General features: G+C 32.8%; 26 protein-coding genes. 12 read left to right on the forward strand and 14 right to left on the reverse strand.

The window, feature by feature from the left end; all coding sequences use genetic code 11:
• Nucleotide 1: 1 nt before the first annotated feature.
• The 3 genes from D9R05_RS07600 to D9R05_RS07610 form a co-directional block, all read right to left on the reverse strand.
• Complete coding sequence (locus D9R05_RS07600; protein WP_121666713.1) at nt 2–670, reverse strand: TetR/AcrR family transcriptional regulator; 669 nt, start codon at nt 668–670, stop codon at nt 2–4.
• A 92-nt stretch (nt 671–762) separates the two neighbouring features.
• Nucleotides 763–990, reverse strand: a complete 228-nt coding sequence (locus D9R05_RS07605) for a hypervirulence associated TUDOR domain-containing protein (protein ID WP_121666625.1) — start codon at nt 988–990, stop codon at nt 763–765.
• Between the two features lie 61 nt (nt 991–1,051).
• Complete coding sequence (locus D9R05_RS07610; RefSeq protein WP_121666626.1) at nt 1,052–3,373, reverse strand: ATP-dependent helicase; 2,322 nt, start codon at nt 3,371–3,373, stop codon at nt 1,052–1,054.
• Nucleotides 3,374–3,518: 145 nt separating this feature from the next.
• On the opposite strand from D9R05_RS07610, the gene D9R05_RS07615 reads away from it, so the two are divergent.
• Nucleotides 3,519–5,123 (forward strand): FMN-binding glutamate synthase family protein, encoded by a 1,605-nt coding sequence (locus tag D9R05_RS07615; protein ID WP_121666627.1) that lies wholly within the window; start codon nt 3,519–3,521, stop codon nt 5,121–5,123.
• A gap of 28 nt (nt 5,124–5,151) precedes the next feature.
• Entirely contained in the window at nt 5,152–5,673 is a 522-nt protein-coding gene (locus D9R05_RS07620; RefSeq protein WP_121666628.1) for a DUF7935 family protein, read from the forward strand.
• A 2-nt stretch (nt 5,674–5,675) separates the two neighbouring features.
• Here the strand turns inward: D9R05_RS07620 and D9R05_RS07625 are convergent, their stop codons facing one another.
• Both D9R05_RS07625 and D9R05_RS07630 read right to left on the reverse strand, forming a co-directional pair.
• Complete coding sequence (locus tag D9R05_RS07625) at nt 5,676–6,581, reverse strand: patatin-like phospholipase family protein (RefSeq protein WP_121666629.1); 906 nt, start codon at nt 6,579–6,581, stop codon at nt 5,676–5,678.
• Nucleotides 6,581–8,662, reverse strand: coding sequence for a M1 family metallopeptidase (locus D9R05_RS07630; RefSeq protein ID WP_121666630.1), 2,082 nt, complete (start codon nt 8,660–8,662; stop codon nt 6,581–6,583). The genes D9R05_RS07625 and D9R05_RS07630 overlap by 1 nt, the downstream gene beginning before the upstream one ends.
• An 89-nt stretch (nt 8,663–8,751) precedes the next feature.
• Between D9R05_RS07630 and recG the strand changes: the two genes are divergently transcribed.
• The gene (gene recG, locus D9R05_RS07635) at nt 8,752–10,857 is read left to right on the forward strand and encodes an ATP-dependent DNA helicase RecG (protein WP_121666631.1); all 2,106 of its coding nucleotides are present in this window, start codon (nt 8,752–8,754) and stop codon (nt 10,855–10,857) included.
• Between the two features lies 1 nt (nt 10,858).
• On the opposite strand, the gene D9R05_RS07640 is transcribed toward recG, so the two are convergent.
• Together D9R05_RS07640 and D9R05_RS07645 are read right to left on the reverse strand one after the other, a co-directional pair.
• On the reverse strand, nt 10,859–11,038 hold the full coding sequence (locus D9R05_RS07640) for a hypothetical protein (protein WP_121666632.1): 180 nt from the start codon (nt 11,036–11,038) through the stop codon (nt 10,859–10,861).
• A gap of 47 nt (nt 11,039–11,085) precedes the next feature.
• On the reverse strand, nt 11,086–11,535 hold the full coding sequence (locus tag D9R05_RS07645; protein ID WP_121666633.1) for a hypothetical protein: 450 nt from the start codon (nt 11,533–11,535) through the stop codon (nt 11,086–11,088).
• 129 nt (nt 11,536–11,664) lie between these two features.
• Between D9R05_RS07645 and pheT the strand changes: the two genes are divergently transcribed.
• Entirely contained in the window at nt 11,665–14,094 is a 2,430-nt protein-coding gene (pheT, locus tag D9R05_RS07650; protein ID WP_121666634.1) for a phenylalanine--tRNA ligase subunit beta, read from the forward strand.
• Between the two features lie 191 nt (nt 14,095–14,285).
• Nucleotides 14,286–14,735: a hotdog fold thioesterase gene (locus D9R05_RS07655; RefSeq protein ID WP_121666635.1), complete on the forward strand. Its 450-nt coding sequence runs from the start codon at nt 14,286–14,288 to the stop codon at nt 14,733–14,735.
• 38 nt (nt 14,736–14,773) lie between these two features.
• On the opposite strand, the gene D9R05_RS07660 is transcribed toward D9R05_RS07655, so the two are convergent.
• The gene (locus tag D9R05_RS07660; RefSeq protein WP_121666636.1) at nt 14,774–15,331 is read right to left on the reverse strand and encodes a fasciclin domain-containing protein; all 558 of its coding nucleotides are present in this window, start codon (nt 15,329–15,331) and stop codon (nt 14,774–14,776) included.
• A 176-nt stretch (nt 15,332–15,507) separates the two neighbouring features.
• Between D9R05_RS07660 and D9R05_RS07665 the strand changes: the two genes are divergently transcribed.
• From D9R05_RS07665 to D9R05_RS07675, 3 genes are all read left to right on the forward strand, one after another.
• Nucleotides 15,508–16,227 carry a hypothetical protein gene (locus tag D9R05_RS07665; RefSeq protein ID WP_121666637.1) on the forward strand — a complete coding sequence of 240 codons (720 nt, stop codon included), beginning with the start codon at nt 15,508–15,510 and terminating at the stop codon, nt 16,225–16,227.
• A gap of 328 nt (nt 16,228–16,555) precedes the next feature.
• Nucleotides 16,556–17,761, forward strand: coding sequence for a diaminopimelate decarboxylase (gene lysA, locus D9R05_RS07670; RefSeq protein WP_121666638.1), 1,206 nt, complete (start codon nt 16,556–16,558; stop codon nt 17,759–17,761).
• A 169-nt stretch (nt 17,762–17,930) separates the two neighbouring features.
• A complete protein-coding gene (locus D9R05_RS07675; RefSeq protein WP_121666639.1) occupies nt 17,931–18,173 on the forward strand; it encodes a putative signal transducing protein in 243 nt (80 codons plus the stop codon).
• 49 nt (nt 18,174–18,222) lie between these two features.
• Here the strand turns inward: D9R05_RS07675 and D9R05_RS07680 are convergent, their stop codons facing one another.
• Nucleotides 18,223–19,038: a M48 family metallopeptidase gene (locus D9R05_RS07680; RefSeq protein WP_121666640.1), complete on the reverse strand. Its 816-nt coding sequence runs from the start codon at nt 19,036–19,038 to the stop codon at nt 18,223–18,225.
• A gap of 132 nt (nt 19,039–19,170) precedes the next feature.
• Between D9R05_RS07680 and msrB (D9R05_RS07685) the strand changes: the two genes are divergently transcribed.
• The 4 genes from msrB (D9R05_RS07685) to lpdA all read left to right on the forward strand — a co-directional run bounded on the left by msrB (D9R05_RS07685) (nt 19,171) and on the right by lpdA (nt 22,189).
• Nucleotides 19,171–19,650: a peptide-methionine (R)-S-oxide reductase MsrB gene (gene msrB / locus D9R05_RS07685; RefSeq protein ID WP_121666641.1), complete on the forward strand. Its 480-nt coding sequence runs from the start codon at nt 19,171–19,173 to the stop codon at nt 19,648–19,650.
• A 12-nt stretch (nt 19,651–19,662) separates the two neighbouring features.
• Nucleotides 19,663–20,058 carry a peptide-methionine (R)-S-oxide reductase MsrB gene (msrB, locus tag D9R05_RS07690; RefSeq protein WP_121666642.1) on the forward strand — a complete coding sequence of 132 codons (396 nt, stop codon included), beginning with the start codon at nt 19,663–19,665 and terminating at the stop codon, nt 20,056–20,058.
• A 10-nt stretch (nt 20,059–20,068) separates the two neighbouring features.
• On the forward strand, nt 20,069–20,611 hold the full coding sequence (locus D9R05_RS07695; RefSeq protein WP_162984922.1) for a hypothetical protein: 543 nt from the start codon (nt 20,069–20,071) through the stop codon (nt 20,609–20,611).
• Between the two features lie 186 nt (nt 20,612–20,797).
• Nucleotides 20,798–22,189: a dihydrolipoyl dehydrogenase gene (lpdA, locus tag D9R05_RS07700; protein ID WP_121666644.1), complete on the forward strand. Its 1,392-nt coding sequence runs from the start codon at nt 20,798–20,800 to the stop codon at nt 22,187–22,189.
• A 76-nt stretch (nt 22,190–22,265) separates the two neighbouring features.
• Here lpdA and D9R05_RS07705 read toward each other — a convergent pair whose 3' ends face one another.
• The 5 genes from D9R05_RS07705 to D9R05_RS07725 all read right to left on the reverse strand — a co-directional run bounded on the left by D9R05_RS07705 (nt 22,266) and on the right by D9R05_RS07725 (nt 25,284).
• Complete coding sequence (locus tag D9R05_RS07705) at nt 22,266–22,820, reverse strand: hypothetical protein (RefSeq protein ID WP_121666645.1); 555 nt, start codon at nt 22,818–22,820, stop codon at nt 22,266–22,268.
• A 96-nt stretch (nt 22,821–22,916) separates the two neighbouring features.
• A complete protein-coding gene (locus D9R05_RS07710) occupies nt 22,917–23,636 on the reverse strand; it encodes a Dph6-related ATP pyrophosphatase (RefSeq protein WP_121666646.1) in 720 nt (239 codons plus the stop codon).
• Nucleotides 23,629–24,060, reverse strand: a complete 432-nt coding sequence (gene aroQ, locus D9R05_RS07715; protein ID WP_121666647.1) for a type II 3-dehydroquinate dehydratase — start codon at nt 24,058–24,060, stop codon at nt 23,629–23,631. The genes D9R05_RS07710 and aroQ overlap by 8 nt, the downstream gene beginning before the upstream one ends.
• 74 nt (nt 24,061–24,134) lie before the next feature.
• The gene (locus D9R05_RS07720) at nt 24,135–24,653 is read right to left on the reverse strand and encodes a porin family protein (protein ID WP_121666648.1); all 519 of its coding nucleotides are present in this window, start codon (nt 24,651–24,653) and stop codon (nt 24,135–24,137) included.
• A gap of 133 nt (nt 24,654–24,786) precedes the next feature.
• Nucleotides 24,787–25,284, reverse strand: a complete 498-nt coding sequence (locus D9R05_RS07725) for a hypothetical protein (RefSeq protein WP_121666649.1) — start codon at nt 25,282–25,284, stop codon at nt 24,787–24,789.
• Between the last annotated feature and the right edge of the window lie 92 nt (nt 25,285–25,376).

Here is a 25,376-nt window from a genome sequence, read left to right on the forward strand (position 1 = left end):
TTTAATCAAGTAATTTAAACGTTAAGGTTTGAAAATAGATTTTAATATGCTCGCAATTTTGCTGATTATTATCGGTTAAATGCGGAAAATGTTGATTTAAAAAATTATGTTTTAACGCTCCTTGTAAAATTGTATTTGCCAACATTTTTGGAAACTTAAAATCTGAATTATAGTCAAGAATTAATTGACTTAACCTATCTATTAATCTTCTATAAATAATAAAATATCCATTCTGATTTTCTTCATCTACATCTTTAGTCTGAAAAATTTTTGAATATTCATGAATTATGATTTGATGTAAAGCAACTTCGTCTATAAAACCAAAACTTTCGTCTTTTTTAGGATTTTCAGTTATTGCGCTTATTGCTCGACATAAGACTTCTTTTTTGTCGGTTAAGTTATTTGTAGAAAAAACCAACTTATATTCCAACCATCCCCAATACCAGGAAACAAGATAAAGCATAAGCATATGCTTGTTTTCAAAATAACGATAGATAGAACTTTCGTTAGACTGAATTTCTAGGGCTAATTTTTTAAAGGTAAAACCCTCAATCCCTATTTTATCTATTAATATAATTGAAAACTCTAAGATTCTCCTGCCTAATTTAGAAGACTGCGGATCTTTGATATAGATATTTTCAGGAATGGTTAACGTTAAACTTGATAGCATGTGACTTAAAAACAAAATTACAGCTTACAAAAATAAAAGTATTACTTTCATTTTCAATTTTTGGTAAAAAAATAGCATTAATTTAACATTTGTTAATGCTGCTTTTTTGAATTATGTTTTTCTACCTCACTTTCTAATTTTAGTACTTTACTACCGTCTTCTTGCATTATAAGTAAAGCCTTATTACCTTCTTCTCCTTTTCGGGTAATTTTACTGCCGTCAATAGTTTTGCTGATTTCATCTGTATAGGTTTCTTCAACCTTTCCGGTTGCGGTTCCGTTACCCCATTTCCACTGAACTTTACTTCCTTCTCTTATCATTTTTTAGTGAAAAGATAAGAATTTTCAGTCTTACTTAATCTCGGCCTAACAGAACTTTAACCTATAAAACTTTCAGTTTAGCAAAACGTAAAAGTAATTTTTTTAGTCCGCCTTTTTCAAAGTCTATTTCGGCTTTTTTATCTTGACCAATTCCTTCAATATTAATCACCTTCCCTTTACCAAAGCGCATATGCTCTACTTCTTGTCCACTTTGTAATTGTAGCGCAGGTGAATCACTTTTACTTGGTTTTTCTGCATCGGTTGGTCGTAACCTTCTCATTTTCCGCAATTGTTCTTCGGTAGGTTTATGAGCAGGTGGTGGCGTTCCTTTTTTAGGTTTGTTTTGTCGTAATTTACTTTTATCTACTTCGCCAAAAATATCGGAATCTATAAGTGGTTTATATTTATAATCGTCTTGCGGGACCATTAAATCTAAAAACTTTTCGTCTATTTCTTCAATAAAACGACTCGGTTCAGCATCTATTAATTTCCCCCAACGGTAGCGTGATTGCGTATACGTAAGATAAGCTTGCTTTTCGGCTCGGGTTAAAGCCACATAAAATAAACGGCGTTCTTCTTCTAATTCTGAACGTGTATTCATACTCATTCCCGAAGGAAATAAATCTTCTTCCATTCCAACAATATAGACGTATGGAAATTCTAGCCCTTTTGCCAAATGAATAGTCATCAGCGCAACGCGATCTTCATCGCCGGTATCTTTATCCATATCGGTTGCTAAAGCGACATCTTCTAAAAATTCTGATAAGGAACCATCGGCATCGGCGAGTTCTTTTTGTCCTTCCACGAAATCACTCATTCCGTTAAGCAACTCTTCTATATTTTCAATTCGGGCAATTCCTTCAGGTGTACCGTCTTTTTTTAATTCTTGTAATAAACCTGTTTTTTTAGCTACGGTTTCAGCAACGGTAAACGCATCTTTATTTTCAGCAATTAACTGAAAATGCTTAATCATATTCGAAAAATTGGTCAGTTTATTTTTGGTTCCTTTATTTATTTTGAGATCAATTTTTTCAATATTTTCAATGACTTCAAAAATGGAACGCTTATAATGATTTGCAGCGAGTGAAAGTTTATCCATCGTTGTCGCGCCAATTCCTCTCGCCGGGTAATTAATCACACGTTTTAACGCTTCCTCATCTTTCGGATTCACAAGCAAACGCAAATACGCCAAAACATCTTTAATTTCTTTACGCTGATAAAATGAAAGTCCACCATAAATTCTATACGGTATATCTTTTTTTCGCAACGCATCTTCCATCGCTCTACTTTGCGCATTTGTTCGGTATAAAATCGCAAAATCTCCATTCTGAAGTTGATGTTCCATTTTATTTTCAAAAATAGAGCTCGCCACAAAACGACCTTCTTCTCCATCGGTTAGCAAACGATTCACAATTATTTTTCCGCCATCTTCATTTTGCGTCCAAACCACTTTGTCTAATTTGGTTTGATTTTTATCGATAACTGAATTTGCTGCGTTGACAATATTTTTTGTAGACCGATAATTTTGTTCTAGGCGATACATTTCAACGCCATCATAATCACGCTGAAAGTTTAAAATATTATTGATATTCGCTCCACGGAAAGCATAAATACTTTGTGCATCATCGCCAACAACACAAATATTTTGAAACTTATCGCTCAAGGCTTTCACAATTAAATATTGCGAGTGATTGGTATCTTGATACTCGTCTACCAAAATGTAGCGAAAACGATTTTGGTATTTCTGAAGCACTTCCGGAAAACGATTTAACAATTCATTTGTCTTCAATAATAAATCATCAAAATCCATCGCACCGGCTTTAAAACAACGGTCCACGTAATTTTGGTAAATTTCACCCAACCGCGGACGTTTAGCCATCGCATCTGCCTCTTGCAGTTCTCCATTTTGGAAATATGCTTTTACGGTAATCAAACTATTTTTATAGGAAGAAATTCGAGAATAAACCTGTTTGTATTTATAAACATCTTTATCTAAGCCCATTTCTTTGATAATCGCAGAAATTAAACGTTGCGAATCTTGCGTATCGTAAATTGTAAAATTGGAAGGATAACCTAATTTATCAGCTTCAAAACGAAGAATCTTCGCAAAAATAGAATGGAAAGTTCCCATCCATAAATTTTTTGCTTCGCTATTTCCGACAATACTCGCGATACGACTTTTCATTTCGCGAGCTGCTTTGTTGGTAAAAGTAAGCGACAAAATATTAAACGGATCTACACCTTTACTCATTAAATAAGCAATTCTATAAGTAAGCACTCTGGTTTTACCGGAGCCCGCGCCGGCAATAACAATTAAAGGTCCTTCTTGATGCAATACGGGCGCTAATTGCGCTTCATTTAACTCTGCTAAATACTTTTCCAATCTACTTCCGTTTTAAGCCGTGAATTTACCAAAAATGGTAAAAATCCAATAAAGAAGGTGGAGTAATTTATAAACAAAATACTTAATCTCAATTTTATAAGAAATTATAAATATATTAGTAAACATCTATTTATAATTCTTCTTTATGGAAAATATTATAGACTTTTTAAGCGAAATTACCTGGTGGCAATGGATTATTATAGCACTTATTTTAATTGCTATTAAAGACATTTTTCTTAATAAAGAACATACAATAAAACATAACTTTCCTATTGTTGGTCATTTTAGATATATCTTAGAAAGTATTGGTCCAGAGCTCCGCCAATATATTGTAGCTAATAATAGAGAAGAGCTTCCTTTCGATCGTATTGAGCGTAGTTGGGTTTATGCTTCGGCTAAAAATGCTAATAATTATGAGGGCTTTGGAACGGATAGAGATATCAATGAGACAAATTATATTTTTATCAGTAATGCGATGATTCCTTTTGTGATGCCTGAAAAACATCCGAATAAAAAAGACCCCTATTTTTTACCTTGTGCAAAAGTCATGGGTTTAGCAAATAATAGAAAAAAACCATACCGACCAGCTTCAGTAATTAATGTATCGGCTATGAGTTTTGGTAGTCTATCTGCAAAAGCTATTGAATCTTTAAATAAGGGAGTAAAAAAAGCATCAGCATATCATAATACCGGAGAAGGCGGATTATCTCCTTATCATAAGCAAGGTGGCGATGTTATTTTTCAAATAGGTACGGGGTATTTTGGAATTCGGGATGAAAATGGAAATTTTTCAATGAATACACTTAAAAAATTGGTTGAAGAAAATCCCTGTATTAAAGCTATAGAAATAAAATTATCTCAAGGAGCTAAACCCGGAAAAGGCGGTGTTTTACCCGCTTCAAAAATTTCTAAAGAAATAGCCGAAATCCGTAAAGTTCCGATGGGGAAAGACGTAATTTCCCCACCATACCACACTGCCTTTAAAGGTATGAAAGGCTTATTAGCATTTATTGAATCTATTGCTAAAGAAACCGGATTGCCGGTTGGTATAAAATCAGCTATAGGAAAAATGGATCAGTGGGAAGAATTGGCAACAATGATGAAAGACAATAATAGCGGACCGGATTTTATAAGTGTAGATGGCGGTGAAGGGGGTACCGGTGCTGCACCGCCTAGTTTTGCAGACCACGTTTCTTTGCCTTGGGTTTTTGGTTTTAGAGATGTGTACAAGGTTTTTAAAAATCACGATCTAACAGATAAAATTGTTTTTATAGGAAGCGGAAAATTAGGTTTTCCCTCTCAAGCGGCAATGGCCTTTGCTATGGGAGCTGATTGTATAAATGTTGCTCGTGAAGCTATGCTGAGTATAGGTTGTATACAAGCTAAATCCTGTCATACAAATACCTGCCCTACGGGTGTAGCTACTCAAAACAGATGGTTGCAAGCCGGAATTAATGTTAAACAAAAATCTGAACGCGTAAATTATTACTTTAAAAATTTTAGAAAAGAGTTTATTGAAGTAACACATGCTTGTGGTTACGAGCATCCTTGTCAGTTTACAATGGATGATGTTCAAGTAAATTTAAGCGATCAAGATTTTACAAAAACGCTTGCCGCTTCTTATGAATATCATAAAGTAGAAGTTCCTTTTGAAGATATGCTTACTTTGCAAAAATGTAAGTATCTTGGCGGAAATTATAGGCGAAAAGAATCTGAATCCTCAATAAACAAAGAGGAAGTTCGTTATTAATCTGTAAACCAAAAATTTAACCGCCACTATGGAAGACATCAATTTAATGCAAATAGTTTTTTATACTTTACCTGCTTTAGTTATTGGTATTATTGCTTATTATTTTTTCAGTTCTCATTTAATGAATGAAGAAAAAATGCGTTATTTTTTAATGAGACGCGAAACTCAAAAAGAAGCTATTCCTTTTAAATTGCAAGCTTTAGAACGCATGACACTTTTTCTAGAGCGCATAAATCCCGGTAATTTATTAGTTCGTGTTAAACCGTATAATGACGATAAGCATGATTATGAAAACTTATTAATTCAACAAATTGAAAAGGAATTTGAACATAATTTAGCGCAACAAATTTATGTGAGCGATAAATGTTGGCAAGCTATTCGTGCTACAAAAAATGCAACCATTTCATTGATTAGAAAAACTAATATGAGCGAAAACGTAGATTCGCCAGATAAACTTCGTGAAGTTATTTTAACTGATTTACTGGATAAAAATGCGCCTAGTCATACTGGTTTAGCTTACATTAAAAAAGAAGCGCAAACTATTATGTAAAATTATTTAAGCTCATTTTCCTTATGTTCTAGTGTTTTTTTATCGGCATAATCAAAACCTTGTTGCCACCACTCTGTCATCAGTTTTTTATTGAATACTAAAGAATTTTCAGTAAGCCTACTCGGCGTGTAATACAAGTTCAAAATTACATCTCTATTTACGGCGGCTAGTTTTCCTTCAATTATGTTGCTACGCTCTATTTGGTCTATCACAAAACCGTATAAATTGACCATTAATGAGAATGGATTTTTACCTAAAACTTTATTATGTGCCATATTTTCTGACTCTAGAATAATGGCATCTATCTCTGTTGCACCTCTTCTAATGGCTTCGCGTATGGGTACAACACTACCAAAACCACCATCGGCATATTCGCAATTATTCTTGTTTACTAAACTCATAAACGGCACATAATTACAAGAAATCCAAATCCAATCGCAAAATTCTTTGTAGCTAAAATCGTTTATACTTTTATATTCAATTTTATTTTTAGTTAAGTTAGAGACGGTAACAACAATATCTTTTGTTCTTGCTTTTGCAACTTCAAATTCTTCTTCAGTAATATTTTTTTCAATTAATTTTCGCAAGTTTTTACTCTCTCCAAAAGTGCGCTTACTTTTTAGAAATTGTAATATTGTGTTTAAATAATTTATGGTTACATATTCTCGATCGTCTTTATGTTTTATAATAAACGGATTTAAACTAAAAATACTGTTCTGCTTAACGTTGGTATAAATATGATAGAGTTTATCAATTTTTCCGGTTGCCAAATGCGTCAGTAATAAACTGCCGGTAGACGATCCTATAAACATATCGTAATTACGTTTTTGCACTCGAATTAAATGTTCGGCTACGCCACCGGCATAAGCACCTTTACTTCCCCCTCCTGAAATGACTAATGCACGCATTATTTAAGTTGTTTTTGTAAATATTCTTGTTGCGACGCGGAATATTCTTGTTGAAATTGTAAAATTCTTTTTTGGTGATAATCATTAGTCAATAATTCTCGTAATAATTCTCTACAAAAACTTCTAAAACGCCATACTTGATGCTCACAACCTTGTAATAAATCTTTATAGTTTTCTGCTGAAAATGAATCGATTTGAAATAAATATCCAAAAGCATTTTCTCTAATCTCATATGCAAATTGAGGCGAGGTATAACCCGAAAGTTGCTGATAAATTTGCTGCTTTTTCTGAGGCTGATAATCTTGGGTAACCAAATGTAAGGTTAACCACAACAACTCAACATTTTTATTACTAAAACCTTCTATACCGGCTAACGCATCTAAATATTGATGTCGATTTTGAGGGAAATTTTGCCATAAATTAAAAAGTGCTTTTTCCTTTGTTAAATAGGAATCGTCTTGTAGCAAACTTTCATATTCAGTTTTTAATTGCTTCGGAATTTGCGTTAAGCTTGAAGCAATTGCTTGACGAACTAAGATGTTATTGGTTGCAAATGCTTTTTTATAAAGCTCAAGAACATTTTGTGGATTCTCCTCGGCTAATTGATAAACTACTTCTTGTCCAATATATTCATTCACTGGAAAATTTAAAGCTTTTGCTAACTGCTCCCGTTTTTCTTGAAGCGGAATTTTTCTTAAAGCCGAAATTTGAAAAAACTTCAGCATAAAAGGAGATTTCTTAAGAGAATTAAAAGCTTGCGTAGATTGAAAAGCTGATTGTTCTAGCCAGTCTACTTTAAAGTTATTTAAATCTATTCCGCTAACAGATTCTATTTCGGAGAGAAAATCTGAAGTTTCTACATTGTTAAATCCATTTTTTAACAAATAATTTTGCACTCCTTTTTTAAACGCCTCTGCCCCTACTTTTTCACGCAAAATATGTAACGCCCAAGCACCTTTTTGGTAAAAAGTAAGCGAACTTGCTTTTCCGTTTAAAAGTGCTTCGCCTTTTCCGTTATTACTCATTTCACGTAATTGCTCAGCAGTTTCGTATAATTTATGGTAATAATAATCTTCTCCAAAAATTTCTTTTTCGGCCATTAAAGCATAAAAAGTTGCAAAGCCTTCGTGAAGCCAATGATGCGTTGAAGATTTTTCGGTTACAAAATCACCAAACCATTGGTGTGCTAATTCGTGTGCGTTTACGTTGACATAATTTCGATCGATAAATCCAATAGAATCGGTTAAAAAACTATCAGAAAAAATTGTAGCGGTCGTATTTTCCATTCCTGCATAAAGAAAATCGCGTACAGGAATTTGTTTATAATTTTGCCACGGAAAAGGAACACCGATTTCTTCTTCAAAAAAATCGAAGATTTGTTGAGAATAGCGATAAGTTGGTTCTACTTTTAATGAGTCTTTCGGTTCAAAATACAATTTCATCGGAATACCACTAGCTGAAGAAATTTCTTTAGCTTGAAAATTTCCAAAGGCAACCGCGACTAAATAACTACTCATCGGATTTTTCATATCGAATTTCCAGGTCGTTGTTTTAGCTTCGGTATTTTTATCAACTAATTTCCCATTGGCAATTACGCTATAGTTTTTAGGCACTTTATATGAAAGATCAAATTCTATTTTATCATTCATATCGTCTATACTCGGCAACCAGTGCGAGGTGTATTTTCCTTGTCCTTGCGTCCAAACTTGATTGCTCGCAGAGTTTTCCCAGCCAACAAAATAAATGGTTTGTTTAGGTTTTACCGTGTAATTAAATTTTATAGTGTAGTTTTTTTCCGCTTTAAATTTTTTCTTAATCCAAATTTTATCTGCTGTTGTATTTAATTTCACTTTAGTTGAAGAATCTTCTGCTAATGCAACCTGAATGTTTTTAGCATCCAAAAAAATAGAATCAGTGTTTTTTAGTATTGAAAAATGATAACTGATTTCACCTTTTAGCAGTTTTTCTTGTGGTAAAATTTCTATTACACCTTCAGCTTTATTAAAATTTACACTTTCAAGTTGTTGCGCAAATAAAGACGTGCTAATAAAAAAAAAGACAATTACAAAAACGTTTTTCATACATGAAATTTGAATACCCCGCAAAATACAAAAAATCGTTTTCTCGGGATAACCAAAGTTGATTTTAGAAGTTTTCCTATCTTCGTTTTATGAATTCAGGAAATCTGCAAACTCCCATAGATTATCTAAAAGGCGTCGGACCGAATCGAGCCGATATCCTTCGCAAAGAATTGGGTATTCATATATTTGGCGACTTACTGAATTTATTTCCTAATCGATATATCGATAAAACGCGTTATTATAAAATAAACGAGCTTCAACAAAATTCTGCTGAAGTACAGATCGTTGGAAAAATAACACATATAAAATCGGTTGCACAAAAACGCGGAAAACGCTTGGTTGCTGACTTTGTAGATGAAACCGGAAAAATGGAATTGGTTTGGTTTCGCGGAAATAAATGGCTGAAAGAAAGCTTAAAAATTAATGAACCTTATGTAATTTTTGGGAAAGTAAATTGGTTTAACGGTAGTTTTTCAATGCCGCATCCCGATATGGAATTGCTAAAAGAGCATCAGCAAAATATGCGCGTGGCGATGCAACCTATTTATCCTTCTACCGAAATATTGAGCAACCGCGGAATTAGCAATCGCGTGATTATAAAAATTATTCAGCAGGTTTTTCTAGAAAATAAAAAAGGATTTTTAGAAACCTTGCCGCAATCGCTTCGGAAAGAATTAAAATTAATTTCAAAAACCGAAGCACTTTTTAATGTTCATTTTCCGCAATCGCCAGAAAAATTAACGCAAGCGCAATTCCGATTAAAATTTGAAGAGCTTTTTTATATTCAGCTTCAATTATTGATTAAAAATAGGTTACGAAAGCAAAAAATTAAAGGTTTTGTTTTCGATGAAGTTGGCGAATATTTTAATCAGTTTTATAAAAATTTTCTTCCGTTTGAATTAACCAATGCGCAAAAACGCGTTGTGAAGGAAATTAGAAACGATTTAGGAACCGGCGCCCAAATGAACCGTTTATTGCAAGGCGATGTGGGTTCAGGAAAAACCATTGTCGCTTTTATGTCGTCTTTACTGGCGCTAGATAATAAATTTCAGGCGTGTATTATGGCACCAACCGAAATTTTGGCTACGCAACATTATAACGGTTTACAAGAATGGTGCGAAAAACTCGGAATTACGATTGAGCTACTGACCGGTTCAACAAAAAAATCTGGCAGAAAAATCATCCACGAAAATTTAGAATCGGGCGAACTTCATATTCTAGTTGGAACACACGCTTTGCTAGAAGATAAAGTTCAGTTTCAAAATTTAGGACTCGCTATTATTGATGAACAACATCGTTTTGGCGTGGCGCAACGTGCTAAACTTTGGAAGAAAAATACTATTCCGCCGCATGTTTTAGTGATGACCGCAACGCCAATACCACGAACTTTGGCGATGAGTTTGTATGGCGATCTCGATATTTCTGTAATTGACGAATTACCACCGGGAAGAAAATCGATTAAAACGGTGCATCGTTTTGATAATAATAGGTTGAAGGTTTTTCGATTTATTCGTGATGAAATAAAAAAAGGAAGACAAATTTATATTGTTTATCCGTTAATTGAAGAAAGCGAGTCGATGGACTACAAAGATTTAATGGATGGGTACGAAAGTATTGCGCGTGATTTCCCGATGCCGGAATATCAAATTTCTATTGTTCACGGAAAAATGAAACCCGCCGATAAAGATTACGAAATGAAGCGTTTTGCCAATGGCGAAACGCAAATTATGGTGGCAACTACGGTAATTGAAGTCGGTGTAAATGTAACCAATGCCAGCGTAATGATTATTGAAAGTGCAGAACGATTCGGGCTTTCGCAATTGCACCAATTGCGCGGTCGCGTTGGTCGTGGCGCTGAACAAAGTTATTGCATTTTAATGACCGGCCACAAACTTTCTAGTGATAGTAAAACACGTTTAGAAACGATGGTAAAAACCAACGACGGTTTTGAAATTGCTGAAGTAGATTTAAAATTACGTGGGCCCGGAGATATTATGGGAACGCAACAAAGTGGCGTTTTAAATTTAAAAATTGCTGATATTGTAAAAGACAATCAGATTTTAAAAAGTGCGCGGTTTTATGCTATGAAATTATTGAAAGAAGATCCAAATTTAGAAGAGGAAGATCATAAAATTGTTCGTTATACTTATAATCTTATCGCTAAAGACAAAACCATTTGGAATTATATAAGTTGATTTAAAAAGATCTAAGCATAATTGCCTGCGCTAAAAATGCCAGAAACCATATTCCCCATAAAACAAAAAAAAGTTTATTTTCTTTAATTTTAGAAGCGTATTTTTGTGCAACTGTTTTTGCAAAATAGACTACTGCAAAAGAAGCAGTCACAGAAAATAAAATTAATAAAACGTTTTCCATAAAGAAATTTGGTGGGTGAAAATTTCAAATATATAGTTTTAAAATTTTTACTGCCTGATTTTTTTTAAAACAAATAAAACCTCTTTTTCATCATCAGCAATTCGAGCAATTAAATTTTCGTCTTTAATTTTATAATCAATAATTTTCGGAAAATAATTAATATCATTTCTAGCCCTAAAGTTATCTTTCTTTATATCCTCAAGCGGAAATAAAACCGGATTTTCGTGAACACCTTCCACTTTATAAATCCACTGATTTTTCTCCTTCAATAAAGTCAAATTTTCTTTAAAGACAGTATCGCTTTCTTTTAAAGTGAAACCAATACCTACATATTTTTTGGTATTAATTTTTTTCCAAATTTCAAATGTTCTTTCATCTGAATTTTCATTAATTCGCTGCCAATTTCCGATAAGCCAATCAAAGTTAACTTCCGGTTTTTCACAGCTAATAGATATGAATAAAAACCCAATAAATAATATTGAAAAATAGCGATTCATATTCAGAGAATTTAATTGTTAAAGATAAGTTTAAAATCAAGATTATTTTTCAAAAAACCTAGTGTAATTTTGCTTCTAGATTTGCCAAAATTAATCCTATCTTTGCCAACCGAAAAAAGCACATAAACCATGAAAGTTTCATACAACTGGATAAAACAATTTATTAAAACCGATTGGAATGCCGAAAAAACCGGAAAACTCTTAACCGACCTTGGTTTGGAGGTTGAAGGAATCGATAAATTTGAGTCGGTAAAAGGTGGCTTAGAAGGTATTGTGGTAGGTCACGTGCTTACCTGCGAAAAACACGAAAATGCCGACCGGTTAAAAGTTACCACGGTAGAAATTGGTGAAGATGAACCGGTGCAAATTGTATGTGGAGCGCCAAATGTAGAAGTTGGTCAAAATGTGCCCGTAGCCACTGTTGGCACAACTTTATATACTGAAGCCGGCGAAGCTTGGAAAATTAAAATGGGTAAAATTCGTGGTGAAGTAAGCCATGGGATGATTTGTGCCGAAGATGAATTAGGTCTAGGAAAAAGCCACGACGGCATTATGGTTCTTGATGAAAAACTTACTCCGGGAACACCCTTAAAAAAAGTTTTTGATGTTGAAACCGATAATATTTTTGAAATTGGCTTAACACCAAACAGAGCTGATGCGATGAGTCATTACGGCGTAGCTCGCGATTTAAAAGCAGGCTTTATTCAGCAAGAAATAAATACCGCTTTAGATTCTCCTTCGGTTAGTAATTTTCATGTAGAAAACAGAAGCAAAAGAATTTTAATAGAAGTTGAAGATTACGATTTAGCACCGCGTTATTGCGGAGTTACACTTTCTGAAATAAAAGTTGGTCCTTCTCCTAAATGGTTACAAAACCGATTAAAAGCAATTGGCCTAACTCCTAAAAATAATGTAGTTGATGTCACAAATTACGTGATGCACGAGTTAGGACAACCGCTACACGCCTTTGACGCTGACCAAATTTCCGGGAATAAAATAAAAGTTCAGCGTGCTAAAGCTGGTACAAAATTTACAACCTTAGATGAAGTTGAACGCAAATTGCACGAAGATGATTTAATGATTTGCGATGCCGAAAAACCGCTTTGTATTGCCGGTGTTTTTGGTGGACTAGATTCTGGAGTTACTGAAAAAACGAGTAGCATTTTTCTAGAAAGTGCCTATTTTAATCCGGTAAGCGTTCGTAAAACTGCTAAACGTCACGGACTTAATACCGATGCGTCTTTTAGGTTTGAACGCGGAATTGACCCTAACATTACAAAATATGCCTTGCGAAGAGCTGCATTATTAATTCAGCAAACTGGTGGTGGTTATGTTTCTAGTGATATTGATGATGTGTACCCAAAGAAAATTGAAGATTTCCAGGTATTTTTAACTTTTGATAAAATCAACAAATTAATCGGGCAAGAAATTGAAAGTGAAACCATTAAATCTATTCTAGCTTCACTGGAAATTCGTGTCAATAATGTAACTGAAAGTGGTTTAGGCTTAACTATTCCCGCATACCGAGTTGATGTGCAACGTGAAGTTGATGTAATTGAAGAAATTCTTCGTGTTTATGGTTATAACAATATTGAATTTAATGAGAAACTAAACGCATCCATTTCAAATTCAACTCGATTTGAAGATTATAAACTTCAGAATATTATTGCTAATCAATTGGTTGGACAAGGATTTTACGAGATGATGGCCAACTCATTAACCAGTAAAGAATACGCAGATTTATCTGAAGATCTAAAAGCAGAACACAATATAGAAATGCTAAATCCGCTGAGTCAAGATTTATCAGCAATGCGCCAATCTTTATTATTTAGCGGTTTAGAAGCTGTCGCTTATAATTTGAATCGGAAAAATGAAAATTTAAAGTTTTTTGAATTTGGAAAAAGCTATCATAATTTTCCCGGTTCCGGAAGAACAGAACAAAAGCATTTAAGTCTTTTAATAAGCGGAAACAGAACACAAGAACGTTGGAACAGCGCTCCTAAAAAAAGTGATTTCTTCTATGCAAAGGGAATAATCACTGCTGTTTTAGAACGTTTAGGAATTACAGATTTTGATTTTAAACCTTTAACTTCTACTAATTTTTCTGAAGGTGTAGCATTGCACTACAAGAAAAATAAATTAGTAGAATTTGGTGTAATTAAAAAATCGATTTTGAAAAAATTTGCAATAGACCAAGAAGTGCTTTTTGCAGATTTTGATTGGAGTAAAGTAATAGAATTTGTAAAAAAACAACAAACTAGTTTTACGGCTATTTCTAAGTTTCCGTCAGTGAGGAGAGATTTTGCCTTATTGTTAGATGATTCGGTGAGCTTTCAAGATATTTATGACATCGCTGTAAAAACTGAGAAGAAAATTTTAAAACAAGTAGAACTTTTTGATGTTTATGAAGGAAAAAATCTTCCGGATGGTAAAAAAAGTTATGCAGTAAGTTTTACTTTTCTGGATGAAAAGAAAACCTTAACCGATAAGCAAGTTGATAAGGTGATGAATAAACTTCAAACACAATTTGAAAAACAACTAAACGCATCCCTTCGATAAAAAATTAAAGAGGCTGTCTAAAAAGAATAAAAAAAATGTCATTCTGAATTTATTTCAGAATCTCATCTTTCTGAATTACAATTAAATATGAGAACCTGAATCAAGTTCAGGTTGACAAAAGTAGACTTTTTAGACAGCCTCTTTTTTTATGCCTAAAATTCCTATTTTTAGAAAAGTAACAATCAATTTTTATGGAAATTAATAAAGAATTCATTATTAAAATGGCAGAAAACTTAATTCCGCTTCATCAGTTTTTAGGTCTTAAAGTTTTATCTTTAGAAAGCGGTTATGCAAAAGTAAGAGTTCCTTTTAAAAAAGAAGTTGTTGGCGATGTTAGAAATAATCGCTGGCACGGTGGGATAATCGCAACAATAATGGATTCAGTTGGAGGAATTGTGGGAAGCACTTACGGCTCTTCTACCAAAGATAAAATGGCAACAATAGATTTGCGTGTAGATTATTTAAAAGCTGCTCAAGACTCTGCCTTAATTGTTGAAGGAGAACTGGTGCGCTTAGGAAACAGAATAATGGTAGTAAGAATGCGTGCATTTTCTGAAAATGATGAAAACAACTTGATTGCTGAAGGAAAAGGCGTTTATAATTTTATTAGAATGCAAAAAAAAAAGCGACCAATAAATTGATCGCTTTTTTGATTTTCAAAGCAATAAATTTTCCCAAATTATTTTTTAGGAAGTAAAACCGTATCAACAACGTGAATTACCCCATTAGATTGCATAACATTTGCAATAGTTACTGTAGCTACGTTTCCGGCAACGTCTTTAATTTTCACCATATCGCCATCCATCATTGCAGTTAACTTTTCGCCATTTACAGTTTTGAAGGTAAATTTTCCATCATTTTTTTTAATCATCTTCATGATTTTTTTTGCGGTCCATTTTCCTGAAGCTACGTGATAAGTTAAAATTCCTTGTAACATTTTTTTATTTTCCGGCTTCAATAAAGTTTCTACAGTTCCGTTAGGTAATTTTTCAAAAGCTGCATTGGTTGGTGCAAAAACCGTAAATGGTCCTTCTCCTTGTAAAGTTTCAACTAAACCTGCAGCTTTTACAGCAGCAACAAGCGTTGTGTGATCTTTAGAATTTACTGCGTTTTCAACAATATTTTTTGAAGGATACATTTCAGCTCCGCCAACCATTTTAGTTTGTGCATAAGTAAATCCACTTAGCAAAATTGTTATTGCTAAAATTGTCTGTTTTAAAACACTTTTCTTTTTCATAATAATTAATTTTTAGTTCGCTACATAAACGAGATTAGCTTCACGTAAGGTTTTACAAATTATCTACTTTAATAATTTTTTAACTATTGTAAATTAATAAGGCAGGTGTTAAACTTTGATTTTTAATTAAATAGAAAAATAAGATTGATTAATTTAGTTGAACTAATTTAGATGCTATGAAGATTTCTAAAACAAATATTCAAGAGAAACTTAGCAACTTAAAAAATAAACAGGTTGCCGAAAAGGAAATTTTAGATGATGTTTTTAAGATTTTAAAAGAAGATACTCTAATTGAAGAAAGCATTATTGAAAGCTTAGGCGAAGAATCTGCAGCTATAAAAAATGACTTCAATTTTGAATTATTAGAAACTGCTCATATTTATCATCTAGACCACATCAAAGAAATTTGTATTCAATACAGACTTCGGTTTTTAGATTCTCATTTATTTAAACATGAAATCCCAATAGAAGCCATTTATAAAATAAAACACTTACAAAAAACACATAATCTAAATTTAAGAGGCTTTAAAATCATGGCTCCGTCAAAGGCTTTTAAACTAAAAAATGCAGACGATCCGTTATTATTTGCGCCAATCGGTAACGGCTATTTTTATTTAATACATAAATGGGGAAATGATTTACATCCGTTTAGAAAATTTAAAATGTGGTGGTTTAAAAGTTTAGAAAATTTTCTGCTTTTACTATTCATAATGAGTTTTGCGATTACTGCACTATTGCCCTCTAATCTATTTACAAAAGATCAAAGTGGCGCAGAGTTTTTAATGATTGCTTTTTTTATGTTTAAATGGATTGGCGGAATGGCGATTTTTTACGGCTTTAAAAAAGGGAAAAATTTTAACACTTCAATTTGGAATAGTACCTATTTTAATGCGTAGTTTTGGCGCCGAATGATTTTAAAAAATGCCATAATCAGGTTTTCAACACCTTTTATAAGCTTACTATTTATTAGCATAGGCTTTTTTTCGGCTGTAAATTTAAATTCAATAAGCACTTATTTTCATACGTTTATAGCGCTTAATTTTGTTTTAATTTCATTCATTTTAAGCATAAATATTCTTTACAAAAAAGATAAACGTTTTTCTAAACGTGTCAAACAGGTCAAACCTGTGTTTATTAAGAAGTAACCTGTTGATAATACGCCATTACTTCTTTTCACTAACAATTATCCTAATTTTATTTTACTAGTTATTTTAACCATTTATCATGAAAAACAAAGACCTCTTAAAAATTGCAGAAGATTTTGGTAGTCCAGTATATGTTTACGACAGCGAAAAAATTGCTTCACAATATAAACGCTTAACAGGTGCTTTTAAACAGGTAAAAAAACTTAAAGTAAATTACGCTGTAAAAGCTTTATCAAACATCAATATTTTAAAATTACTTAAAAACTTAGGAAGTGGTTTAGATACAGTTTCTATCCAAGAAATAAAATTAGGTTTAGAAGCAGGAGTTCCAGCAGAAAAAATAATTTACACGCCAAACGGTGTTTCGCTAGAAGAATTAGAAATGGCGGTAAAATTAGGCGTTCAGATTAATATAGATAATTTATCAATTCTAGAACAATTTGGCACAAAATTCCCTAAAACTCCGGTTTGTATCCGTATAAACCCCCACGTTATGGCCGGTGGAAATACTAATATTTCTGTAGGACATATTGATTCTAAATTTGGAATTTCCATTCACCAAATGCCACATTTATTGCGCATTGTTGAAAATACCGGAATGCACATTAACGGAATTCACATGCATACCGGAAGTGATATTTTAGATGTTGAAGTTTTCTTATATGCTTCTGAGATTTTATTTGATGCTGCTAAAAATTTCAAAGAACTAGAGTTTATTGATTTTGGAAGCGGATTTAAAGTACCTTATCACGAAAATGATATTTCAACAGATGTTGAAGAATTCGGAAAAAAATTAAGTAAACGTTTTAATCAATTCTGTAAAACTTACGGAAAAGAATTAACCTTAGCATTTGAACCTGGAAAATTTTTAGTGAGTGAAGCTGGTTATTTTCTGGTAAAAGTAAATTCTGTAAAACAAACCACCTCTACGGTTTTTGCTCAAGTAGATTCGGGATTTAATCATTTTATTCGTCCAATGTTTTATGGCACTCAACATGAAATTGTAAATATAAGTCATCCTACAAAACACAAACGTTTTTATTCTGTAGTAGGCTACATTTGCGAAACCGATACCTTTGCTAACAATAAACCTATAGCTGAAATTTCTGAAGGAGATATTTTAGCCTTTAAAAATGCGGGAGCTTACTGTTTTTCTATGGCTAGCAATTACAACGCACGTTTTAAACCTGCTGAAATTTTATGGTATAATAACGAAGCTAAATTGATTAGAAAACGTGAAACATTTGAAGATTTATTGCATAATCAAGTAAGTGTTGATTTATAATTTTGTACGTTAAACTCTACTTAAATTGAATTTTCTATTGAAGTGAAAACCTTAACTTTAATAAACTATCTCGAGACAAACCCACGAGGTAGTTTTTAGAAACAAATTTTCAATTTTATGGCAAGTCATCGAGTTTTTCCCTTTGGCGGTGCCAATAAAAACTAAAGTTATGAGTAACGAAGAATCAATTTATGAAACCGTTTACACCGGAAGCGAAGTAAATATTCAATATTTACAGTCTATTTTAGAAAAAGCCGATATTCATTCTATTGTAAAAAATAATTTTGAATCTGGTTTACGTGCAGGTTTTGGCGGTGGTTTACCAGGTCAAGTACAATTATTAGTAGAAAAATCTCATTTAGACGAAGCAAAAAAAATTGTTGAGGCAACTTTTTCTTCAGAAAACGAATAAAAAAAGCCCGGAATATTTTCCGGGTTTTTTTTATGTGGTTTCACTCTAATTATTTTATAAAAGAAGTTACTCCAAATTTTTTAGCTTCAGCTTTCGCCTCATCAGACCACGCTTGCAAATTATTTATTCTTGTATCGTTAGACGGGTGTGTACTCAATAATTCTGATGGTGCTCCTCCTCCACTATTTGCTTTCATGCGTTGCCATAATTTAGCCGCTTCATCAGGATCGTATCCGGCAATTGCCATTAAAGTTAAACCAATTTTATCGGCTTCCGTTTCGTGACTTCTGCTAAAAGGTAGCATTACGCCCACTTGAGAACCTACACCATAAGCGGTATTAAAAATTTCTTGGTTTTCATCTTCAAGAGCTACATTTCCAACAACAGCACCAAGCTGTTGCAACTGTCCTGCACTCATACGCTGTTGTCCATGATTAGCCAAAGCGTGAGCAACTTCGTGTCCCATAACCACAGCTAAACCTGCTTCATCTTGAGTAATTGGTAAAATACCTGTATAGACTACAATTTTTCCACCCGGCATACACCAAGCATTTACAGCTTCATCTTTTACTAGATTATACTCCCACTTATAATTTTCTAAATATCCTTCATATCCATTTGCATTCAACCATCGTTCTGAAGCAGTAGCAATTTTTTGTCCTACGCTCTTTACCATTTGAGATTCAGAAGTTCCTCGTATTACATTATTTTCTTGTAGAAACTGATCGTATTGTTGAAATGAAGTAGCTAAAACATTAGAATTAGGAACTAAAGCTAAGGTTTTCTTACCGGTAAAAGGATTCTTATTACACGAGCTTAAGAGCATTAAAACACCCAAAAAAATACTAATTTTATTCAATTTCATAAGAGTTGGTTTTTTGTTATTGATATTAAAATTACAAAATTGATTTAGATGAATTTTAAAGTTTATCATCGCTTTAACAAAACCGAATAAAAAGAACGGTACAATATTTGTAATTTTATTAAAAAATAAATGATGAAAAAATTAAGTCTCTTGATATTATGCAGCGTTTTTCTTTTTAGCTGCAACGGAAATGCGCAGAAAAAAAAGAAAAGTGAACAATTTGAAATTCAAAAAACAGATGCCGAATGGAAAGCTGAATTATCAGATGAAGAATATTATATTCTCAGAAAAGCAGGAACCGAAAAACCATTTTCTAGTCCGTTAAATAGTATTAAAGAGCCAGGAACTTTTGTTTGTGCTGCTTGCGAAAATAAACTTTACAAAACAAAACATAAATTTAAAAGCGGTACCGGATGGCCAAGTTTTGACAGACCTATTGAAGGTGGTGTTTTTTATTCAACTGACAATAAATTAGGGTATACCAGAAACGAAGTTTTATGTGCAAAATGCGGCGGACATTTAGGACATGTTTTTGATGATGGGCCGCCAGAAACTACAGGAAAACGCTATTGTATGAATGGTGATGCAATGAAGTTTATTCCAGAAAAATAATAACATTTCAATATGAAAAAATATAGCATAGAAAAATCTGAAGAGCAATGGAAAAATGAACTCTCAGAAGAACAATATAGAGTTTTACGTAAACAAGGAACCGAAGCCCCTCACACCGGAAAATACAACATGCATTTTGAAAATGGTAAATATTTTTGTGCCGGTTGTGGCAACAAATTATTTGAAAGCGAAGCAAAGTTTAAAAGCAATTGCGGTTGGCCAAGCTTTGATAAATCTGTTGAAGGAAGTATTGAATATAAAAAAGACAACACCTTTAGAATGATTAGAACAGAAATTCTATGTGCTAATTGTGGCGGTCATATTGGTCATGTCTTTGACGACGGTCCAACAGAAACAGGCCAGCGCTATTGCGTAAATTCTGCAAGTATAAATTTTGATAACCAATAATATAAATACCATGAAAAAACTTATTCTTATATGTCTATCTATTTTTACATTGATCGCTTGTGAAGGGGATCGTGGTCCACAAGGACCTCCGGGATTTGACGGACAAAATATTTTAGGAAGTACCATAGAATTTACAGCTGATTTCCCGTTAAGTAACGAAGTCTACTTTGATTTTTTTGATAACGGAATTGAAGTTTTTGAATCTGACGCTATTTTAGTTTATCGTTCAGAACAAACTATTTCAGATCCTTCTGGTCCCATAAATGTTTGGAAACAATTGCCGCAAACTATTTATTTTAATAATGGTACAGAATTGGCCTATAATTTTGACCATACATTTGAAGATGTTCGCATTTTTATTGAAGGAACAACAAATTTTGACACCCTAAATCCGGATGAATATTATAACAATCAATTATTTAGAATAGTTATTGTTCCTTCAGACTTTGCTAACGATCCTAGTATAAATCTAGAAACTTATCAATCGCTACTTAAAGAAGTTCAAAAACAAGGATTTCAACTGGATCCAAAAACAATACGTGTAGAAAAATAGGCTAGAATAACACTATAACTAACAAAATATTGATGAAAATAACTTTTAATTTTTATTCAACTAAAAAATAAGATATTTAATAAAAGTAATTTTTATAAACTCACACTAAAAAATCCCTATAACTTTTCGTTATGGGGATTATTGTTTAAATTCGCAATTCTTAATTCAGCTTAAAAAGTATTAGACATGAGTAAATATGATATTATTGTTTTAGGTAGTGGCCCTGGAGGTTATGTAACCGCAATTAGAGCCTCTCAATTAGGTTTTAAAACCGCTGTAATCGAAAAAGAAAATCTAGGTGGTGTTTGCCTAAACTGGGGGTGTATTCCTACCAAAGCTTTGCTAAAAAGTGCAGAGGTTTTTGATTACCTAAACCATGCCGAAGACTATGGATTGAAAGTAGAAAAAGCTGACAAAGATTTTAGTGCGGTTGTAAAAAGAAGTCGAAATGTTGCTGAAGGAATGAGCAAAGGAGTTCAATTCTTGATGAAGAAAAACAAAATTGATGTTATTAATGGCTTCGGAAAAGTAAAATCAGGAAAAAAAGTTAGCGTTGAAGATAAAGATGGCAACAAAAAAGATTACGAAGCAGATAACATAATTATAGCTACAGGTGCACATTCTCGCGAATTACCAAATTTAAAGCAAGATGGCGAAAAAGTTATTGGCTATCGTGAGGCAATGAGCTTAAAAAAGCAACCTAAAAAAATGATTGTTGTTGGCTCTGGAGCAATTGGTGTAGAGTTTGCTCATTTCTATAATACGATGGGAACTGACGTTACTGTAGTAGAATATTTACCAAATTTAGTTCCGTTAGAAGATCAAGATGTTTCAAAACAATTTGAAAAATCATTCAAAAAAGCCGGTATAAAAGTAATGACCAACGCCTCTGTAGAAAGTGTTGATACTTCAGGTAAAACAGTAAAAGCGAAGGTTAAAACCAAAAAAGGTGAAGAAACTTTAGAAGCTGACGTTGTTCTTTCTGCCGTTGGTATTAAATCAAATATAGAAAATATTGGTTTAGAAGATTTAGGTATTAAAACCGATAAAGATAAAATTGTGGTAAACGAATGGTACCAAACTAACGTTCCTGGCGTTTATGCAATTGGAGATGTAGTAGCCGGACCGGCATTAGCGCACGTTGCTTCAGCTGAAGGAATTCTTTGTGTTGAAAAAATTAAAGGGATGAAAGTAGAAGCCTTAGACTACGGTAATATTCCTGGTTGTACTTATGCTACTCCGGAAATCGCGAGTGTAGGTATGACAGAAAAACAAGCTAAAGAAGCAGGTTATGAATTAAAGATTGGTAAATTTCCATTCTCTGCCTCAGGAAAAGCAAGTGCAGCCGGTAAAAAAGATGGCTTTGTAAAAGTAATTTACGATGCTAAATATGGTGAATGGTTAGGTTGCCATATGATTGGTGCCGGAGTAACTGACATGATTGCTGAAGCAGTTTTAGGTAGAAAGTTAGAAACTACCGGACACGAAGTCTTAAAAGCAGTTCACCCTCACCCAACCATGAGTGAAGCGGTTATGGAAGCTACTGCAGCAGCTTATGATGAAGTAATTCATATCTAGATATATAATTGATATATTTTGAATCAAAAAAAGTCCCGAAAAATTCGGGACTTTTTTATTAATTATGCTATTAGAATTATAATGATGGATTGATCTTTGCTTCAAACTCCATATCTAATTCTACTTCTAAGTTGTTAGCATCTTCTGTGCTTTCAAATTGTATAACTAACATTAAACTTTCAGATTTAGCATATTCATCTAAATATTGATCGGTAGTAGTGAGATCTATTGTTGTACTTCCCGAAGGTATATTATCTGTACTTGCAACCTCCAAATACTCTAAATTATCGGTTCTTAATCCTAAAGTCACAGAGTTTACAAAATCAAAATTCTCCTGATCGTCTGCACTTAGTAACGATATGTCCAAATCATCTAATTGAATATCTTCAACTTGGTCTATTGTCTCATCTGAACCTGTTTCATCCTCTAATGCTCCACGAAGATTAAGTTCAGTTTCTACCGGGATTTCAAAAATATTTGCGGGTAAATATTCAATACTGGCAGTTTCACTAACAGAAATATTATCAATAGTTCTGATTTGATCTACAGCATCTTCAACATCATCTTCACTACATGAAGTAAAAATAAGTCCTAAAAATAATGCGGGTAATAAAAAAATTCTCTTGTTCATAATAATAGTTTTTTGTTCAATTCAAAACAAGAAAAATTATAATGACTAGTCTCTCAAGTTCTCGTTAAATATTACATAACAAAAACTTAATACGTTTTATCCTAAAATCAAATCTTGATACCAGAATTGATAATCCCAAGAAGCTTTTTCTTCTTTAAAACAATCATCTTCATCAGAAGGAGTGTAATCTCTCAGAACTTTTTCTCCTAGTTTAAAACGAACAGGTTTATAGAATAATGGACCATCAAAAACAAATGTGTGAAACTCGCCATTTTCTCCACAAGGGTCTACATCTGAAGGTAAATCGTTTAAAAATTGATTATCTATTATTCTTCCGCAAAAGCTCTCATCTAAATATTTAGCGCTTGTACAAACCACAATTGCTTTATAGCCTAATTGAATAAATTCAGTAATTAGTTTATGTGTATTTTTTTTCCATAAAGGAAAAACCGGTTGTAAATTAACTACTAGTAGTTCCTTTTCACGATAGGCTTTTAAATCTTCCAAAAATATATCACCAAAAATAGCGTGGGTAAAACCTTCTTTCTTTAAAAGTTGTACATGGTTCTTCATTTTGGTATTGTAGGTTTCTATTGACACATTTCCACTTAGAGGAATTGTATGTAAAGGAATTTGTAAAGCTTCTGCTTGCTGTTCGAGTAAATTGATGGAGAGACCATGCATTGAAACTCTATTAAAATCTGTATTTACAGTGGTTACCAATTTTTCAATGGTATACTTTTTTTGATTTTTCAACATATGTAAAGCAAACATCGCATCCTTACCGCTACTCCAATTGATATAAGTCTTATTCATTCTTATCTAATTCTAAAAAACTTAATACTGCTAATTCATAACTTTTTAATCCAAAACCACTAATACTACCGAAAGCGTGTGCTGATATATATGATTTCTGACGAAATTTTTCGCGGGCATAAATATTAGAAATATGAACTTCTACAACTGGAATAGAAATTGCTCTTACAGCATCTGCTATTGCAATAGAAGTATGCGTATAAGCTGCAGCATTTAAAATTACTGCTTGAAAAGTTTGTTTAGCTTCTTGTAAGGCGGTTACTATATCTCCCTCACTATTACTTTGATAATGGGAAAGTTCTACATCTTTTAGCTTAAACTGCAGTTGCATAAAATAATCATCAAAACTTTTGCTACCGTAGATTTCCTGTTCTCGTTCTCCTAAAATATTAAGATTAGGACCGTTTATTATTAGTATTTTCATAGGTTAAAGATAGTATTTTCCATAAAAAAAGCGAAGAGTTTAAATCTTCGCTTTTTTCACATTGAGTGTTTATATTAGAATTTGTAACCTACACCAATCTGCAAAGAATTAATATGACCTTTAAAATCATCTCCTCCATCTTTGAAACGATTTGTTAACTCAAAACTATATCTAGCGTCAATAAAAAAGTTTTCTGTGATATCATAACTTGCGCCAAAAGTAGCATCAATTCCAAAAGTATTAACTCCTTCTACAGCTTCTTCTAAATCTAATGTTCCTTGAGGACCAGCGAGGATTGCAAAACCACTATCTGCAATATAATATTTTGCTAATATTGGAATAAATAAAGCACTTCCTTCTCCAGCATTTCCATATAAAAGTTCTGGTTGTACATGAAAGTTTTCTGAAACTCCTATATCAACCAATCCTCCAATTAAAAATCCAGCTTCGCTGTTAGAAACATCGCCATCGGGAGTTTCAATTTCTGCTTGAACATTTAAAAATCCAGCTTTAACGCCAAAATCTACTGTTTGTGATTGAGCTGTAAAAACACCCATTGCTACAACAACAGCTGTTAAAAATAATTTTTTCATAATTTGATTTAGTTTAAATTTTGCTGCAAATATATTATTTTAATACAAACAACTATTTCATATAAAACTTTATTTCATAAAAAAAGCGAAGACTTTAAATCTTCGCTTTTTAATAGTATTTAAAATTCTCGGTTTAGAATTTATAAGCTGCACCTATTCCTAAAGCACTAGCATTACCTCCATCTAAACTAATTCCTTTGTAAAATGCAAAAACATCAATTTTCATAGTTTGATACCCTGCTTTTGGTTGATAGTAAAAACCAGAATCACTAACTTCATCATCTGTACTTAAAGCATAACCTAAGTCTACTCCTCCAAACCAGTTTTCTGCGAAACTATATCTTGCAGAAGCAGCAACAGGAATATAACTTAAATCTTCGGCTTCAACTGTCCCTAATGGAGTGTCAAATTCTTCTCCTAAGAAAGTAGTATAACCAGTAGCAATACCAACATCAAAACCTTCTCCTACGTTCCAATGATAGCTAGCATCAATTCCTAAGTTTAAAGTAGTAAATTCTTCTACGTCACCCATAGGTAAACCTACATGTGCTCCTAATTTAAAACCCTCTTGAGCTTGTGCTCCAAAAATTCCCAGTGTTGCAATTGCAACAGTAAGTAACATTTTTTTCATAATAGATTTATTTTAGTTTTAATTTATAGCCAAATATAAAATTATTTTTAAATAATTATGTTAAAAAATTAACTTTAAACATAACTTAATTT

Source organism: Mesonia aquimarina (assembly GCF_003667275.1).
In the GTDB taxonomy this organism is placed as follows: domain Bacteria; phylum Bacteroidota; class Bacteroidia; order Flavobacteriales; family Flavobacteriaceae; genus Mesonia; species Mesonia aquimarina.